We start from the raw sequence: 16,918 nt of genomic DNA, 5'->3' as shown, positions 1-16,918 counted from the left end.
CCGAATAGAAAGAAGTTAATATTTAATAATATTTTGTTTGTTTTTTAGTAAGGAATATTTTATAATCTTTTATGCGAACATAAGTTCTGTTTTTAAAGTGAAGAAGTTTATGTGAAATGGAGAGGATGTTTTATGTATCCTGAAGTCATTAAAAAGATGGCATTTTCAAAAGAGCATAGAGATTTATTATTGAAGCTGTATAATAAAGAGATTACGCGTAGTGAATATGATCGACTCGTAGAATCGCTATATAGACCTTCTAAAGAGGCTTGTGAGGGATAGAAGTACGGGAGACAATCTAATAGATTGTCTTTTTTAATTTTACGTATGTTCTGGTAAAATTAAGGCTAGCCTTATTAGGGAGGTGAATAGATTGCGGAAACGTTTATATATAGGGATTGGAGTTATTCTCTTAATCGCTTTAGGTGGAATTGTATTTTGGTCAGCTATACAAGGAAATCGTACAGAACATTTTATTTTAAGACATATGGTGAATGAAAATGGGACGCTTGCTACATATCGGTTAGAGGATACAAAGGCAGGTACGGGTGAAGCGAAAGGGCGTGAAGCTTTATCGGAATCAGCAGGACTATGGCTACAATATACACTCGATAAAGACGACCAAGCGTTATTCGATGAGCAAGTTAAGGTTATTCAAAATAACTTTGTATATAAGGATCAAATCGTTGTATGGAAAATCTCTGAAAAGGGAGAAATACAGTCGGCTACCAATGCACTTATAGATGATCTTCGTATTATAGAACAATTATATCGAGCTTATGAAATGTACAAGGAAGAGCGTTATAAAAACTTGGCAGATCAATTGAGTGACGCTGTCATTCGTTATAATAAGAAAGATAATTATTACGTTGATTATTATGACGTAGATGCAGGGAAACAAAATAATTTTGCAACGACATCATACTTAAATCCGCACGCATTCTCCTATATGAAGAAGTACGGCAAAGTTTCTGATCAGCAATATCAGGAAGTTGTTCAATTTTTAGCGGATTATCCAAGGAATGGCTGGGCATTCCCGAAAGAGTATAAAGAAGATGGTACATTTACGTACGATAAAGAAGTGAATCTAATCGACCAATCATACGTTGCATATCACCGGAGTTTAGGTGGCCTTTCATCAGATGCTTATTTGGAATTTATAAAGAAGAAATTCCAGGAGGAAGGCAAGCTATACGGTCGTTACAATTTAGAAACGGGAAAACAAACTGTGAACTATGAATCGCCAGCCGCTTACGGACTAACGATTTTGTACGTACTACAAACAGGTGATACAAAGTTTGCAAAGGAATTATATGATCATATGGCCACATTCCGAAATGACAACGTATTTAGTAGATATTACGGTGGATACGTAACAGGCGAAAATAACAATACGCATATTTTTGATAATGTACTACCACTTTTAGCTGAAATAGAACTAGAGAAGAGTGAACAATAGAAGGTGCCATCCTATGGGGATGGCACCTTCTATTTGTTGATATAATTTTACGCCTTAATATTAGAGAAGTACTCAATCACAAACTTACGAAATTGCTGAGCAGTTTTCGATAAATAGCGTTTCTTCGACCAACTTAAGCCGATAGTTCGCTCGCAATTTGGTTCAATAATACGTAACTTATTTAATGATAAAGTAGAGTTTTTTAATAAAGTTAAACTTGGGACGAAAGCGATGCCGAGACCTTGCTTAATAAGGTCGCTAATTACGGTTGGTTCATCTACTTCAAAAGCGATATGTGGAGTAAAGCCAGCTTCCTTGCAAAATTCATCCGTTAAGTGCCGAAATCCGTAACCAGTGTTCATACTAATAAATGGTTCGTCTTTTACTTCATGCAGATGGATACTGTCGCGTCCTGATAAACGATGACCGGAAGGGACGACTAAGAAAATTTCTTCTGTAATAAGTGGTTCCCACATAATTTCCTCGCCTTCAATTGGCACAGAAGAAATGCAAAAATCAATTTCTATATTATCTAGTTGTCGTTTCATAGAAGGAGTAGATGCGAGAAACTGTTGGAATCGAACGTTAGGATGTTCTAGTAAAAAAGAACCGAGTAGTTCTGGTAATATTCTCGGAATAGAAACTGCTAGTGTAATAGAAGCTTGTTGTAATTCAGCTAAATCTTTAATTTCTCGTTCACCTTCACTTAATTCATGAAAAATACGCTCTACTCGTTTTAAAAATACTTTCCCAAATGAGTTTAATGTAATCTGTCGACCTTGGCGATCAAATAACGGGACACCTAAGTCCTTTTCTAATCTAGTAATTGTTTTGCTGAGCGAAGGTTGTGCAATATGCAATTCTTCAGCCGCTTTTGTCATATGTTCTAATCGTGCGACTGTCTGAAAGTATTTTAGTTGAAGAAGTTCCATTTTGACTCTCCTTTCTATAGACCAAAAGGAATGAATTGATAATTAAAGATGTATTATACAGTATGAATATGGACGTGTATAGTAAATCTGTTAAACCATTCTAATGGTGTTAAATTAGGAGAAGGAGCATATTTCATGAAGGGAATTCAACTTATATTTAAAGATTGGAAAGCGATGTGGCACCATAAACATGGACGTATCGCTTTAATTTTTTTATTAATCGTTCCTTTAATTTATTCAGGATTCTTCTTAGCTGGATATTGGGATCCATATGGGAAATTAGATAAATTACCTGTTGCGATTGTAAATTTAGATAAGGGTGCTGCGATGGATGAAAAAACAATTCATGCAGGAGACGATTTTGTAGAAAATTTAAAAGAGAATAAGGAACTAGCTTTTCATTTCGTATCAGAAAAAAATGCTGATGAAGGGCTAAAAGAAGATAAGTATTATATGGTTGTTACGATTCCAGAGGATTTCTCGAAAAAGGTAAGTACACTTATGGATGAGAAACCAGAGCCAGCGCAGCTTCAGTACAAAGTAAATCCGGGTAAAAACTTTGTAGCAGCTCAAATTGGAACGACAGCTGTTGAAAATATGAAAACCAAAATTTCAAATAGCATTACGAAATCTTATACAGAGGGTGTCTTTTCGAAGTTTCAAGATTTGGCACAAGGGTTGAGTGATGCAAGTAATGGTGCTGAGAAGTTACATGAAGGAACGACAGATGCAAGAAATGGGGCAAATCAGCTTGCAGATGGTATTCATCGTTTAAGCGACGGGACATCAAAAGTGAAAGAGGGAAGTGAAAAACTTGCTTCTAGCAAATCTACTTTAACTGGCGGGGCAAACGAGCTGAGTCAAGGAGCGACCTCACTTCATAGTGGTATGGAATTATTAGCTGAAGGTGAAAAAACTTTACAAGCAGGGGTTAGTGAATTAAGTACTGGTACAAATGAATGGGTGAACGGAAGTGAGAAACTTGCTGAAGGGCAAGTGAAAGCGGACAATGTAGCAAATAGTGTAAAACAGCAATTAGAAGAGTACGTGAAAAGTCATCCAGAAGTGCAGCAAGATCCTGCTTTTCAAAAGATCATTGCTACTTCTAATGGATTAGCTAAAGCAACAAACACTTTAAATAATAGCCAACAACAATTGACACAAGGTGCCAAGAAGCTTGCTAATGGTCAGCATAAGATTGAAGAAGGTATGAATACATTCGGAGTTAAGTTGAACGAAGCTACTGCTGGAACGAAAAAGATAGCAGACGGTGCGGTGAATTTAGCTAATGGATTTACGAAGTGGGGAAATGGATTTACATCATTACAAGAAGGTGTAAATCACCTTGCGAGTGGCGGAACGGAGCTGAATAACGGTGCTGGGAAGTTAACGAACGGACTTGTTAAACTTGACGATGGTGCGAAAGAACTTTCTACGAAATTGGGAGAGGGCGCAGAGAAGATAGCTGATGTTCGCAATGATGATGCACGTAATACGATGTTCTCAGAGCCGGTTCAATTAGTGAAGTCGACGGTTTCTGACGTGCCTAACTACGGTTCAGGTATTGCACCATACTTCCTATCACTTGCGTTTTATGTTGGTGGAATTATGGCATCGAATATTTTACCACTTGGTCGTAGACAGAATATGAAGGTAAGCGGAACAGTACATTTTGTTAATAAATTAGGATTAGTATATTTGATTGGACTCATTCAAGCGCTACTTGTAGATGTGGTTGTGCTAGGAGTTATGAAATTAGAAGTTGCCAGTGTGCCACTTTTTGTTTTATCAAGTATTATTATTTCCTTTACGTTCATGACATTTATTCTTATGTTAGTAACGGTATTTGGTCTTGTTGGGAAGTTTGCGGCGGTAACGCTTCTCGTCTTGCAATTAGCGACGAGCGGGGGTACTTTCCCAGGAGAATTAAATATAGCTGTTCTTAGCAAAATTGGAGAATTTCTCCCAATGTCCCATTCTCTTAGAGGGTTACAAGATGTAATTTCGTTAGGAGATTGGTCGCAATTACAAATGCAAATTTTAATATTGTTATGCTATCTCGTTGTTGCCGGTGGAATTACTTGGATCACGAGTCATATACAACATAGAGAAACAAATGCAGAACAAGTTTCTTAAAATGAAAGAAGCTATCCGTTTTTTCGGATAGCTTCTTTTTATTTTCGTTCCATTACCGCAAAGTAATTATTTTCATTATCAGCAAAGTTGAACGCTCTACCAGTAGGTAAATCCACAACTTGTCCAACTGTAACATTTTTCTCAGAAAGATCTTTATACAGTTGATCTAAGTTATTAGAGAAGAACATAAGTGAAGGTGTATGTAAGTTTAATTCAGGCTGCATTTTCGCAATTAACGCTTTATCGTGAAGGACGATGCTCGTGCCTGCTTCTTTCGTTGGTGCAATTTCAATCCAGCGAAACCCTTTTCCGTTATTTTCTTCAGCGATGACTTGGAACCCTACTTTTTCTGTCCAAAATTGTACTGTTTTGTCTTGGTTATTTACATATAACATAATTTGTCCAATTTGATTAATCATAGGTGTGTCCTACTTTCTTTTCTTGTATGAAATTTTATTATATCAAAGATATGGTTTGAATACTTTTCCATGATTTTTCCGAAGTACAATCTTTGCCCATTTTACGTTCGTCGTAGGAGAAGGTCCTGTAATCCATGTATGGAATGTTAGTGTACTGCAAATGACCATTGCTGAAATCGAGATTGTGGCCGTTATTGTAAATAATAATAGGCTATATAATATTGTGTTCTCTTGCAGTGTGAATAAAGAAAGAAATTTTGTACATAGTTGCAAGAAGAAAAAATGAGCTAAATAAGCACCATACGTGTAATTCCCAATAAATCGTAAAGCTTTATATAAGAAACCGCGTCGCTGTACAATTGTAATAGATAGCACGTAAAGTATAATAATTTCGCATACGATATATATAAACATAGACGGTTTTAAATAAGTCGAAACGGTTAAATGAATAGAGTTTGCTCCGTAAAAACTAAATAACTCATAATTGATGAATAGAAATAAGACGAAAAATAACATTGTTATAAGCGGGATATGTTTCATAACAAATGTACGCCACGTTTTTAGTGCGACAGCGGCGATTCCTCCCATGACGAAATAGAATGAGTAGAAGAAGAAGGAACGATCTGTATAATGTAAAATGGTTGAGCTAGTCAATTTCTCTCCATTAAAAATGTAGTGAGAAGAGTACCACATTAAGAGGCAATATAGAAAAGCGAAGGTGGTCATATATTTATATATGTCTTTTTTATTTTCTGTTCGTTTTTGAAACCAATAAAATAATGTGCACAGCAAAGGGAACAATAAGTGAATTTGGAACATCATAATCACGTACCAAAGATGGGGTGCGGCTGTTCCGAGTAACAAACTTTTTATTCCGCTTTGTAGTGTAATCATATCGTTTGTTGTTAATAAGTAAAGAATAGACCAGAAGAAATAAGGAATGAGTAAATGTGCGGCTTTTTCATAAATATATTCTGTGTAGGCTAGTTGTTTCGTATATTGCCGAATTAAGTGAAAGCCGACGATAAATATGAATGCAGGTGCTGAAAATTTTGCAAGGTTAAAAAGCATACCCATAATGAGAGATTGTTCGAGTAAAACATTTCCTTGATTCATTGTATATAATAAGGAACTTTGCAAAACGACAGCAAGAAATGCAATGCTTTGCAAAACTTTAAATTCTGGTGCGCTTTGTGTCATTAGATCCATCTCCTTTTCCATACATGATTATAATACGGAGAATGGATAAGAGGTGTGGAATATTTGTGAAGATTATAACAAATTTGTGGCGGGAGGGAATGGATTATATCGACGATTTTTCGGATATATCTATCGTAAATTCAAATATATCAACGATTTTTTCAATATATCGACGTTTCGACAAGGGATATCGACTTATCAACAAATAACGACAAAAAGAGGATGCTCCAAACGAGCATCCTCTTTCTATTTATTAAGCAAATTTGTTTTTGATCCAGTTCTTACCTTCTACAAGGCGAGCTGTCATTACGGCACAAGCGTTATCTGCTGTTACGTTTAAAACTGTTGCAGGAGGATCAATGATTGTACTAATTGCTGCGATAATTGGCAATGCTTCTGGCGGGAAGCCGTATAGAGAAACGATTAACATTTCACCAATCATACCGCCGCCTGGAATAGCGCCCATTACTGTTCCTACTAATAGAGAAACAACAAGTGCGATTGCTAATGTTTTCGGTCCTTCGAATTCCATGTTGAAAATACCGAATAAGAAAGCAATTTTTAATACGCCACCTAAAACAGATCCGTCTTTATGAAGTGTAGATCCAAGAAGGACAACTGTTTCACGAACGTCAGAAGAGATACCCATTTTCTTCGTTGCTTCCAAGTTCGCTGGAATACTAGCAGCACTACTACACGTTGCAAGAGATGTAACTGTAGGAGAGACCATGTTCTTCCAAAATACTTGTACACCTTGTTTGCGACCTGCAAGGTATGCATAGAACGTAAAGAATATAAAGAAGTAAATTAGAGATGCTGGATAGTATACCATTGCTGCTCGGAAGTAAGTTCCAAGAAGTTGTGGTCCAAATTCACCAACTAATGCCGCGAAGTAAGCAGCAAGTCCGATTGGAGCGTAGTACATAATGAAAGATACAACTTTCATTGAAATTTCTGCACCAGCTTGTAAGAATGTAGCGAATGGTTTTCCTTTTTCACCAACTGCTGAAGTTGCAACCCCCATTAAAATAGAGAAGAAAATAAGAGCTAACATATTTTCACGAGATAGTAATTTCGAGAAGTCAGATACTGTTACAATACCGACGATTTGATCTGCAACACTAACAGCTTTTTCAGCTTTATCGGGCTGCGTTAGTTCTAATACAACACCTTGTGCTGGCGGGAATACTTTCACGACAATAATCATAAAAATAGCAGCTAAAATACTTGTAAATAAGAAAGTTCCAGCCATACTAGACATAATTTTACCGAAACGTTTTAATCCATCCATATTAGCAATAGATGACGCGATGCTAAAGAACACTAGAGGTACAACAATCGTAAACATTAAGTTTAAGAAAATGTCACCAAGCGGCTTTAAAGCAACTGCATCGGCACCCATGAAATAACCAATGAAACCACCAATTAGGATAGAAGATAATAAAATAAGCGGAAAGCGATATGCCTTCATAAATATATCCTCCTATCAATTAAAAAAATCATACTGAATTATTATAGCGAGTTAGAGTCCTCTTTACTAGGAAAATACCGATAGATGGAATAGCGTGAAAACCGAGAAATTTTTGTTTTTAAGCTCGGCATACAGCAGGAAATCTAGACATATATATTTGTAACCTAGTGGTGGCAAGGGATGCACCGTAACTTAGGTTTGGAAAAAGGGGGAGGGGAGCGAGATGAATATTTTACTTTGCTGTGCAGCGGGAATGTCTTCCAGTTTGATTGTTACGAAAATGGAGAAAGCAGCAGAGGCAAGAGGGATAGAGGTAAAGATTTGGGCAGTATCAGGTTCTGAAGTAAATAGTCATATAGATGAAGCCGATGTACTTTTACTTGGACCGCAAGTACGTTATTTATTACCGAAAATGAAAGAATTATGTAAGGAGAAGGGAATACCTGTTGATGTCATTCAATCCGTCCATTACGGACTTTGTAATGGAGAAGCTATCTTACAAGCAGCTTTGTCAATGAAACCATGAGGAGAGTGGGATAGATGATACGGTTTTTAGAGAAATATGTAATGCCGGTAGCAGGGAAAGTTGCAGAACAGAGGCATTTGTTAGCAATTCGCGATGGGCTTGTATTGACGATGCCTTTCTTAATTATAGGATCATTTTTCCTCATCATTAGTGCTTTACCAATACCAGGTTATAATGATTTTATGGCAGGTTTGTTTGGGGAGAATTGGCAGAGGGCTTTGGGGTATCCAGTTAGTGCAACTTTTAATATAATGGCTTTAATAGCTGTTTTTGGAATCGCTTACAGACTTGGGGAATATTATAAAGTGGACGCTTTAGCATCCGGGGCATTGTCGCTTGTGACGTTTTTACTTGCGACGCCATTTCAAGTTGCATATATTATACCAAGTACAAAAGAGAGTGTACTTGTAGAAGGTGCTATCCCAGCTGCATTAATGGGGAGCCAAGGGTTATTTGTAGCAATGATTATTGCACTTATATCTACTGAGCTTTATCGGTTTATTGTACAAAAAAAGATGATTATAAAGATGCCTGAGACAGTTCCACCAGCAGTAATGCGTTCATTTGCAGCACTTATTCCGGGATTTATTGTTGTGACAGTTGTTTGGATCATTCGATTAATCTTTGAACAAACGACTTTCGGTAGTATTCATAATGTTGTAGGGAAATTGCTGCAAGAGCCGCTTAGTATACTGGGGGCTAGTCTTTGGGGTGCAGTAATTGCAGTTATTCTCGTTCATGTTCTTTGGTCGTGTGGAATTCATGGTGCTACTATTGTTGGTGGTGTAATGAGCCCCGTTTGGTTGTCGTTAATGGATCAAAACCGAGTTGCTTACCAAGCAGGGCAAGATATACCAAATACGATTACTGCACAGTTTTTTGATTTATGGATTTATATGGGCGGTTCCGGTGCAACACTTGCTTTAGTTGTAGGAATGTTATTATTTGCCCGAAGTCAGCAATTAAAAAGTATAGGTCGATTGTCAATTGCGCCTGGTATATTTAATATTAATGAGATGGTAACTTTTGGGATGCCAATTGTCATGAACCCAATTTTATTAATTCCATTTATTTTGGTTCCAGTTGTGTTAACAATTGTTTCTTACTTTGCAATGGAATGGGGATTAGTTGCTCGTCCGAGCGGAGCTGCTGTACCTTGGACGACACCGATTCTTTTTAGTGGATATTTAGGCTCGGGCGGGAAACTTTCAGGTGTTGTTTTACAACTTGTTAACTTTGCGCTTGCATTCTTCATTTATTTACCGTTCTTAAAAATATGGGATAAACAAAAAGTAGCGGAAGAAAAGGGGGAGTAAAGAACTAAAATGGATACGATAGAAACGAAGGCTTTTCATTTAATTTTGCATGGGGGAAATGCGCGAAGTTGTTCAATGGAAGCAATTGATTGTGCAAAGCGTGGAGAATTTACAGAAGCAGAAGCGAAATTACAAGAAGCGTTAGAGGAATTAAAAGAGGCGCACCGTGTACAAACGGAGCTCATACAGAAAGAAGCTGGTGGTGAAAAAACCGAAGTTACCCTTCTGATGGTCCACGCGCAAGATCATTTAATGAATGCGATTACGGTGAAGGAATTAGCGAGTGAATTTGTAGAATTATATAGGAAGATGTCAGTAGCTGAATGAACCTTGCGTATGCAAGGTTTTTTTATGTTGTATAAAGAGACAGTTATGACGAAACAAAAACCACTTACGCAAAATCATATTTATTATTTCCAGGTTTATGTAAAAATGAAATTGTAAAGGGGGTGGGAAATAGATGAAAGTTCACATCGAGTTAGACCCATCACAAGTAGAGACAGAAATAATTATAAAAACAAAAGAAGTCACGGACGAAATTCAGCAACTTTTAAAAATAATAGAAGGCGGAAATGCGAATCAAATTGTTGGTGTGTTGGATCAGCAATAAGTTCGATTCTTGTTTGTATAGGAAGTTTTATTGTTATTTACTTCATTCCATGGTTTGTGATGACACTATATTGGAAACGAAAAATAAAAAAATTAAATCATCAATTACGGTGAAAAAATTATGAATGTGTCTGTACTATCAGTGGGGATGAACAAAACCCCCACTGATTAACCTTTCACTTTCTTCTATTCTATGTAATTTAGTAGAGTTTGCTTTGATAAGAGATAGAAGAGTGTGCTCAAAGAAGGTTTATTTTTTACTAGATCTTCACACTAAAAAAATTTTTTAGTGTTTTTTGTTTTGAATACAACTAGACAACTAAACACTAATCTATTTTCATACAGTTATGTGTTAAAAGCGTGTTGTTTTATAACACACTGTGTGTTTTTCGGGTGACACACTAATTGAAAGCGTTAACACACAAAGAAAATAGTCGAAAAAGTGCTGATTTTAGTGGTTTTAAAAAGTTGGCACGCTAATTGCATTAATAAATAGCGTAAAGAAAAATAAATAAAACATAAATTTTTTATACTACACAAGGGGGATTTTCAAATGAATATTTTATTATGTTGCTCAGCAGGGATGTCTACAAGTTTACTAGTTACAAAAATGGAAGCGGCTGCAAAAGCTCGCGGTCTAGAAGGAAAGATTTGGGCTGTATCTGGGGATGCAGTAAAAACAAATATCGATCAAGCAGATGTATTATTACTAGGACCACAAGTTCGTTACATGCTTTCTTCAATGAAAACGCTTGCTGATGAGAGAAACGTTGGAATCGACGTTATCAATCCAATGCACTACGGCATGATGAATGGAGAAGCGGTTTTAGATCACGCATTAACACTTAAAAAATAATTAGGGGGGAAGCGAAATGCAAAAGTTTATTGCATTTATGGAGAAATATATTGTTCCTGTCGCTGGTAAAATCGGATCGCAACGTCACTTAGCTGCGATCCGTGATGGATTTATTGCAGTTATGCCACTTATTTTAGTGGGTGCACTGGCATCATTAATTAATGGTTTTCCGTCTGAGGCTTTCCAAGATTTCATGAAAGGTTTGTTTGGTGAAACGTGGAAACAAGTTGGCGGTGGAATGTGGACTGGTTCTTTCGCAATTCTAGCACTAATTATAGCATTTACAACAAGTTATAACTTAGCAAAATCTTACGGCGTTGATGGTTTGTCAGCAGGTATTATTTCATTTGGTGCGTTAATTATTCTTACGCCAACAACACCGAAAGAAGGCGGATTGAACTTAGCTTGGACAGGTGCACAAGGGTTATTCGTAGCAATTATCGTGGCACTCCTTGTTACTGAAGTATTCCGTTTCTTTGTACAAAGAAACATTACTTTAAAAATGCCTGATGGAGTACCACCAGCAGTTTTAAGATCTTTCGCAGCTATAGTTCCAGCATTTGTTATCTTAACAGTAGTTGCAGGTATTCAATTAGCAGTGAAATTAGCTGGTACAAGTGTTCATGAATTTATCTTTAATACGATTCAATCACCACTGCAAAGTTTAGCAGGGACATTACCAAGTGCAATTGTCATTGTGCTCCTTGTTCATCTTCTTTGGTTCTTCGGTTTACATGGTCCAAATATCGTTGGTGGTATTATTGAGCCGTTATACTTACCGGCATTAGAGAAAAACATGAAGTTATTCCAAGGTGGTACATCTGCATTTGATGTTCCAAACATTGTTACAAAACCATTCTTTGATACTTTCGTATATCTTGGTGGTTCTGGTGCAACATTAGCGTTCTTAGTGGTCGTATTACTTGTAGCAAAAAGTGCACAATTACGTGGTGTATCTCGCTTATCAATTGGACCAGGTGCATTCAATATTAACGAACCAGTAATCTTTGGTACACCAATTATTTTAAATCCAATTTTATTCTTACCGTTTATCATAACACCAATTGTATTAGTAATTACTTCTTATACAGCTATATCTATTGGTTGGGTACCAAAAACAGTTGTGATGATTCCATGGGCAACACCACCAATTATTAGTGGTTATCTTGTAACAGGTGGACATCTTTCAGGTGCAATTCTACAGTTATTCAACTTTGTAATTGCGATGGCAATCTATTATCCATTCGTAGTATTATGCGACCGTTCTGTTGTTCGTACTGAAAAAGCAGCAGCACAAGGAAATAACAACTCTGTACCTATGTAATATAGTAATTGTTCTCACAGATAACATTATCTGTGAGAACAATCACCTTTATATCATGTTCAAAAAGATGAGACCCATCTACAAGAACACCAAACTATCATTCATAAAATAATAATTTAATAGAAATGTTCAAACTGAAGGGGTATGTAAATCGGTTGAACCATAATAGAGAGGGCGGTAATTATGATGACTACAGCAGAACAAATTCCATTCCAATTAATTTTAAATAGTGGTAATGCACGAAGCTTTGCGATGGAGGCACTTCAATTTGCCAAACAGGGGAAAATGGCAGAGGCTGATGAAGCGATGGTAAAGGCGAAAGAAGCGATTAATGAAGCGCATCATTTCCAAACAGAGCTCATACAATCAGAAGCAAGAGGAGAAAAAACAGAGATTAGTGTTCTTTTAATACACGCACAAGATCATTTAATGAATGCGATTACAGTAAAAGAATTAGCAACAGAATTTATTGACCTTTATAAAAAGTTAGAAGCGAAAGGGGAATAAAGCATGACTGGAATTAAAATTGCTACAATCGGCGGTGGATCTAGTTATACACCAGAGTTAATTGAAGGATTTATTAAACGTTATGATGAGCTTCCTGTTCGTGAAATTTGGTTAGTAGATATTGAGGCAGGAAAAGAAAAGTTAGAAATTGTTGGTAATTTAGCGAAACGTATGGTGAAAAAATCTGGTTTACCAATTGAGGTACACTTAACGCTTGATCGCCGCGAAGCATTAAAAGATGCTGATTTCGTAACAACGCAGCTTCGCGTAGGTTTATTAGAAGCTCGTGCAAAAGATGAAGCAATCCCATTAAAATATGATGTAATCGGTCAGGAAACGAATGGTCCTGGTGGTTTATTCAAAGCATTGAGAACGATTCCTGTTATTTTAGATATTTGTAAGGATATGGAGGAGCTCTGTCCGAATGCGTGGTTAATTAACTTTGCGAACCCAGCTGGTATGGTAACAGAAGCTGTCCTTCGTTATACAAATATTCAAAGAGTAGTTGGCCTATGTAACGTTCCAATCGGAATCCGTATGGGTCTTGCAAGATTACTTGAAGTAGATGCAAGTCGTGTCCACGTTGATTTTGCAGGTTTAAATCACATGGTATACGGATTAGACGTATATTTAGATGGCGTAAGTGTAATGGATCGTGTGTTAGAGCTTGTAACAGATCCAGAAAAGCAAATTACGATGGAAAATATTGCAGCACTTAACTGGGAGCCAGACTTTATTCGAGGCCTTCGTGCAATTCCATGTCCATACCATCGTTACTACTACAAAACACGTGAAATGTTAGAAGAAGAGAAAGAAGCTTCAGTTGAAAAAGGTACACGTGCAGAAGTAGTAAAACAATTAGAAGATGATTTATTCGAGTTATATAAAGACCCGAACTTAGATATTAAACCACCACAATTAGAAAAACGTGGCGGCGCTTATTATAGTGACGCAGCATGTAGCTTAATTACTTCTATTTATAATAATAAAGGTGATATCCAGCCTGTTAATACACGAAACAACGGAACAATTGCAAGCTTACCGCATGATTCTGCTGTTGAAGTAAACTGTATTATTACGAAAGAAGGTCCAAAACCAATTGCAATTGGAGATCTTCCGGTACCAGTTCGCGGTTTAGTACAGCAAATTAAATCATTTGAGCGCACAACAATTGAAGCTGCTGTTACAGGGGATTATCATAAAGCGCTGCTTGCTATGACAATTAATCCACTTGTACCATCAGATAAAGTGGCAAAACAAATTTTAGATGAAATGTTGGAAGCACATAAAGAATATCTTCCGCAGTTCTTTAAAAAGGTAGAGAAATAAAGCGGCGCTAGTTAGCCCGCTTTTTTTTATTCTATTAGGAGGTATTACGATGATTAAGTTAATTGTAAATGCAGATGATTTCGGTCTTACAGAAGGTACAAATTACGGCATTATTGATGGGCATATAAATGGATTTGTAAATTCAACGACGATGATGATGAATATGCCAGGAACAGAGCATGCGGTACGCTTAGCGAAAGAGCATAATCTACTCGGAGTAGGCGTACATCTCGTATTAACAGCAGGAGAACCGCTTCTTGGAGACGTACCATCACTTGTAAGTAGCGATGGGTTGTTTCATAAACAAAGCGTCGTATGGGAAGGGAAGGTAAATCCAGAAGAAGTTGAGAGAGAGTGGACTGCTCAAATTGAGAAATTCCTATCTTACGGATTAACACCAACTCATTTAGATAGTCACCATCATGTGCATGGATTACCGATTTTGCACGATGTTCTTGAGAAATTAGCGGCTACATATAATGTTCCGATTCGTCGTTGTGAGAAAGAGCGAGCAGTACGCCCGTTTTCTGACGTATTTTACAGTGATTTTTACGCGGATGGTGTGACGGAAGATTACTTTGTGAAGTTAAAAGAAAGAGTACAAGGTGAACAAACGGTAGAAATTATGGTTCATCCAGCTTATATTGATCCAGAGCTTGTGAAGCGTTCTTCTTACGTAATGGATCGTGTGAAAGAATTGCGTATTTTAACAGAGAGTGAGTTGCCTGAAGGAATAGAGCTTGTGAAGTTTTAATAGAAAAACGACGGCTATATCATGCCGTCGTTTTTTCTATTTATAAAATGGATAGAACGTATCCGCCCAAGGCTCCGAGTATAACGATAACCCAAGGTGGTGTTTTCCAAAAAGCGAGCAAGCAAAATAGAAGAGACGCAAAAACGAAATCTCCAGCGTTCATAATCGTGCTTGTCCAAATAGGATCATAAAAAGCGGCAATTAAAATACCAACAACAGCTGCATTGACTCCAAGTAGTGCCCCTTGTATGAAAGATATTTTTCTTACACTATCCCAAAATGGTAAAACACCAATAACGAGTAAGAAAGCAGGAAGAAAGATTGCAATTGTTGCGAGTATGGCCCCAAGCGTCCCGTTTAACACTGCGCCTATATAAGACGCGAATGTAAATAGTGGGCCTGGTACGGCTTGTGTTAATCCGTATCCAGCTAGGAACTGTTCTTTCGTCATCATTCCGTTTTGTACGAACTCACCTTCAAGAAGAGGAAGCACGACGTGTCCGCCTCCAAATACAAGCGCACCAGAGCGATAGAAACTATCAAATAAAGCGATGTAATAAGAGAACGGTCTTAATATTGGTAGCAGTAGTAATAGTCCGAAGAATAAGACGAGACAAGAAACTGCTATTTTTTTTGAAATAGGTACTTTTATATGTTGAGATTGGCTAATTGGTTGGTTACGATATAAAAACCAGCCGATAAAGCCAGATATTATAATGAGACTGACTTGTGTCCAGCTACTTGGCCATAATAAGGCGATTGCGGCAGTTACAATAGCAATCGTCGCACGATTTCGGTCTGGCGTTAATTTTTGTGCCATTCCCCATATGGCATGAGCAACAATAGCGACTGCTACAAGTTTTAGTCCATGAATCCATCCAGCATTTCCAAGATCGAACTGATTAAGAAATGAGGCGAAGAAAACTAAAACGAGCACAGACGGTAAAGTGAATCCAATCCATGAAATAATAGCTCCTAATACCCCGCCTCTTAATAGTCCAACCCCCATACCGACTTGACTGCTAGCAGGACCAGGAAGGAATTGACATAGTGCTACTAAATCTCCATAGCTTCGTTCATCCATCCATTTTCTTTTTTGCACATATTCATGATGAAAATAGCCGAGATGGGCGACAGGACCACCAAATGAAGTAAGTCCTAATTTAAATGAGACGAGAAAAATCTCTAATAATGTGTGAAAAGTGTATCTGTTATTTTCCAAAATAACCTCCTATTATGCTTTCCTATGTGCATTATACAAGAGGTAGTAAAGCAAAAGGAACGATTCTAATGTAAAGATTATGTGAACCTTTTCTTCGTAATTAAAACTTGAAAAAGTCATAAATGATTATGTATAAACCATAAAGTAGTAGAAGTAGTGCTGGGAAATTTATATAAGGAGAATGCCTGTATGACAACACATTTCTTTGCGAGATTAACAGGAAAGAGGGAACTACCTCCTGTAAATACAGAAGCTTATGGTGTAGCAGAGTTTATATTTAGCGATGATTTAAAGAAATTGCAATATCGGGTCATATTGAAAAACATCAAAAAAGTTACATCATGCCAAATTCATTTAGGGAAAGCGGATCAAATTGGTCCAATTGTTTTAAGTTTATTTGGTCCGTTAAAGCAAGGTATTAGTGTAAATGAAGGAGTCGTGACAGGTGTAGTCAATGTGGAGGATTTTGAAGGGCCTTTACAGGGGAGAGCGTTTGATAGTTTACTGCAAGAAATCATGCAGGAGAATGTATATGTAAATGTTTATACGAAGTCCAATAAGAAGGGCGAAATCAGGGGCAGGATCAGGAAAGTAAAGAAGTAGAAAAAAGGCTGTCCATATTTTGGAACAGCCTTTTCTGCTATAAGGTGCAAATTTTAGCGATTATTTTCGGTAAATCGATATATTTTGAAAATCGCTGATAAAATCCGAGTTACGCCGATATATTTGAAAAATCGCTGATAAAATGGTTCCGTCAAGAAGTCTGTGTAAATTGTTGGGGTTCAGTACATTGGTTTATCCAGTTTATAATTATTTGGTGTGGGAACAGTGAAGCTAGCTTCACTGTTCCCACACCAT

The 16,918-nt window shown here is 37.1% G+C and carries 17 protein-coding genes and 2 pseudogenes; 14 read left to right on the top strand and 5 right to left on the bottom strand.

Translation table 11 applies throughout. From position 1 onward, the window contains the following. Nucleotides 1-132: 132 nt before the first annotated feature. On the top strand, nucleotides 133-282 hold the full coding sequence (locus tag ACTFOB_RS20605) for a hypothetical protein (RefSeq protein WP_000283184.1): 150 nt from the start codon (nucleotides 133-135) through the stop codon (nucleotides 280-282). A 91-nt stretch (nucleotides 283-373) separates the two neighbouring features. Then, nucleotides 374-1,459: a transcriptional regulator gene (locus ACTFOB_RS20600; RefSeq protein ID WP_440028691.1), complete on the top strand. Its 1,086-nt coding sequence runs from the start codon at nucleotides 374-376 to the stop codon at nucleotides 1,457-1,459. Between the two features lie 47 nt (nucleotides 1,460-1,506). On the opposite strand, the gene ACTFOB_RS20595 is transcribed toward ACTFOB_RS20600, so the two are convergent. Beyond that, entirely contained in the window at nucleotides 1,507-2,391 is an 885-nt protein-coding gene (locus ACTFOB_RS20595) for a LysR family transcriptional regulator (RefSeq protein ID WP_440028693.1), read from the bottom strand. A gap of 135 nt (nucleotides 2,392-2,526) precedes the next feature. Between ACTFOB_RS20595 and ACTFOB_RS20590 the strand changes: the two genes are divergently transcribed. Further along, nucleotides 2,527-4,527, top strand: a complete 2,001-nt coding sequence (locus ACTFOB_RS20590) for a YhgE/Pip family protein (RefSeq protein ID WP_440028695.1) — start codon at nucleotides 2,527-2,529, stop codon at nucleotides 4,525-4,527. A gap of 38 nt (nucleotides 4,528-4,565) precedes the next feature. Here ACTFOB_RS20590 and ACTFOB_RS20585 read toward each other — a convergent pair whose 3' ends face one another. From ACTFOB_RS20585 to ACTFOB_RS20575, 3 genes are all read right to left on the bottom strand, one after another. Continuing rightward, nucleotides 4,566-4,946 (bottom strand): VOC family protein, encoded by a 381-nt coding sequence (locus ACTFOB_RS20585; RefSeq protein WP_440028697.1) that lies wholly within the window; start codon nucleotides 4,944-4,946, stop codon nucleotides 4,566-4,568. A 42-nt stretch (nucleotides 4,947-4,988) separates the two neighbouring features. Continuing rightward, complete coding sequence (locus ACTFOB_RS20580) at nucleotides 4,989-6,146, bottom strand: acyltransferase (RefSeq protein ID WP_440028700.1); 1,158 nt, start codon at nucleotides 6,144-6,146, stop codon at nucleotides 4,989-4,991. Nucleotides 6,147-6,399: 253 nt separating this feature from the next. Further along, nucleotides 6,400-7,617, bottom strand: coding sequence for a dicarboxylate/amino acid:cation symporter (locus ACTFOB_RS20575; RefSeq protein WP_440028702.1), 1,218 nt, complete (start codon nucleotides 7,615-7,617; stop codon nucleotides 6,400-6,402). A 223-nt stretch (nucleotides 7,618-7,840) separates the two neighbouring features. Between ACTFOB_RS20575 and ACTFOB_RS20570 the strand changes: the two genes are divergently transcribed. The 10 genes and pseudogenes from ACTFOB_RS20570 to chbG all read left to right on the top strand — a co-directional run bounded on the left by ACTFOB_RS20570 (nucleotide 7,841) and on the right by chbG (nucleotide 14,838). Then, nucleotides 7,841-8,143 (top strand): PTS sugar transporter subunit IIB, encoded by a 303-nt coding sequence (locus tag ACTFOB_RS20570; protein WP_063221820.1) that lies wholly within the window; start codon nucleotides 7,841-7,843, stop codon nucleotides 8,141-8,143. Nucleotides 8,144-8,157: 14 nt separating this feature from the next. Further along, nucleotides 8,158-9,459 carry a PTS cellobiose transporter subunit IIC gene (gene celB / locus ACTFOB_RS20565; RefSeq protein WP_440028704.1) on the top strand — a complete coding sequence of 434 codons (1,302 nt, stop codon included), beginning with the start codon at nucleotides 8,158-8,160 and terminating at the stop codon, nucleotides 9,457-9,459. Nucleotides 9,460-9,468: 9 nt separating this feature from the next. After that, on the top strand, nucleotides 9,469-9,786 hold the full coding sequence (locus ACTFOB_RS20560; RefSeq protein WP_151632081.1) for a PTS lactose/cellobiose transporter subunit IIA: 318 nt from the start codon (nucleotides 9,469-9,471) through the stop codon (nucleotides 9,784-9,786). A gap of 133 nt (nucleotides 9,787-9,919) precedes the next feature. Beyond that, nucleotides 9,920-10,066: pseudogene (locus tag ACTFOB_RS20555) on the top strand (LytTR family DNA-binding domain-containing protein); the annotation flags it as partial. 5 nt (nucleotides 10,067-10,071) lie between these two features. After that, nucleotides 10,072-10,182, top strand: a pseudogene (locus ACTFOB_RS20550) (DUF3021 family protein); the annotation flags it as partial. A gap of 439 nt (nucleotides 10,183-10,621) precedes the next feature. After that, nucleotides 10,622-10,924, top strand: coding sequence for a PTS sugar transporter subunit IIB (locus ACTFOB_RS20545; RefSeq protein WP_001023569.1), 303 nt, complete (start codon nucleotides 10,622-10,624; stop codon nucleotides 10,922-10,924). A gap of 16 nt (nucleotides 10,925-10,940) precedes the next feature. After that, nucleotides 10,941-12,248 (top strand): PTS cellobiose transporter subunit IIC, encoded by a 1,308-nt coding sequence (gene celB, locus ACTFOB_RS20540; protein ID WP_149236939.1) that lies wholly within the window; start codon nucleotides 10,941-10,943, stop codon nucleotides 12,246-12,248. Between the two features lie 183 nt (nucleotides 12,249-12,431). Further along, entirely contained in the window at nucleotides 12,432-12,755 is a 324-nt protein-coding gene (locus ACTFOB_RS20535; protein WP_000989053.1) for a PTS lactose/cellobiose transporter subunit IIA, read from the top strand. A gap of 3 nt (nucleotides 12,756-12,758) precedes the next feature. Further along, nucleotides 12,759-14,084 (top strand): 6-phospho-beta-glucosidase, encoded by a 1,326-nt coding sequence (gene celF / locus ACTFOB_RS20530; RefSeq protein WP_440028706.1) that lies wholly within the window; start codon nucleotides 12,759-12,761, stop codon nucleotides 14,082-14,084. 49 nt (nucleotides 14,085-14,133) lie between these two features. Further along, a complete protein-coding gene (chbG, locus tag ACTFOB_RS20525) occupies nucleotides 14,134-14,838 on the top strand; it encodes a chitin disaccharide deacetylase (protein WP_440028707.1) in 705 nt (234 codons plus the stop codon). A gap of 40 nt (nucleotides 14,839-14,878) precedes the next feature. On the opposite strand, the gene ACTFOB_RS20520 is transcribed toward chbG, so the two are convergent. Continuing rightward, nucleotides 14,879-16,060, bottom strand: a complete 1,182-nt coding sequence (locus tag ACTFOB_RS20520; protein WP_440028709.1) for a chromate transporter — start codon at nucleotides 16,058-16,060, stop codon at nucleotides 14,879-14,881. Nucleotides 16,061-16,249: 189 nt separating this feature from the next. Between ACTFOB_RS20520 and exsM the strand changes: the two genes are divergently transcribed. Then, the gene (gene exsM / locus ACTFOB_RS20515) at nucleotides 16,250-16,663 is read left to right on the top strand and encodes an exosporium regulatory protein ExsM (RefSeq protein WP_151632093.1); all 414 of its coding nucleotides are present in this window, start codon (nucleotides 16,250-16,252) and stop codon (nucleotides 16,661-16,663) included. Nucleotides 16,664-16,918 lie beyond the last annotated feature (255 nt).

The sequence above is a fragment of the Bacillus cereus group sp. MYBK79-1 genome (assembly GCF_051915365.1).
In the GTDB taxonomy this organism is placed as follows: Bacteria; Bacillota; Bacilli; order Bacillales; family Bacillaceae_G; genus Bacillus_A.
This window is presented reverse-complemented; position numbering and strand designations above follow the sequence as displayed.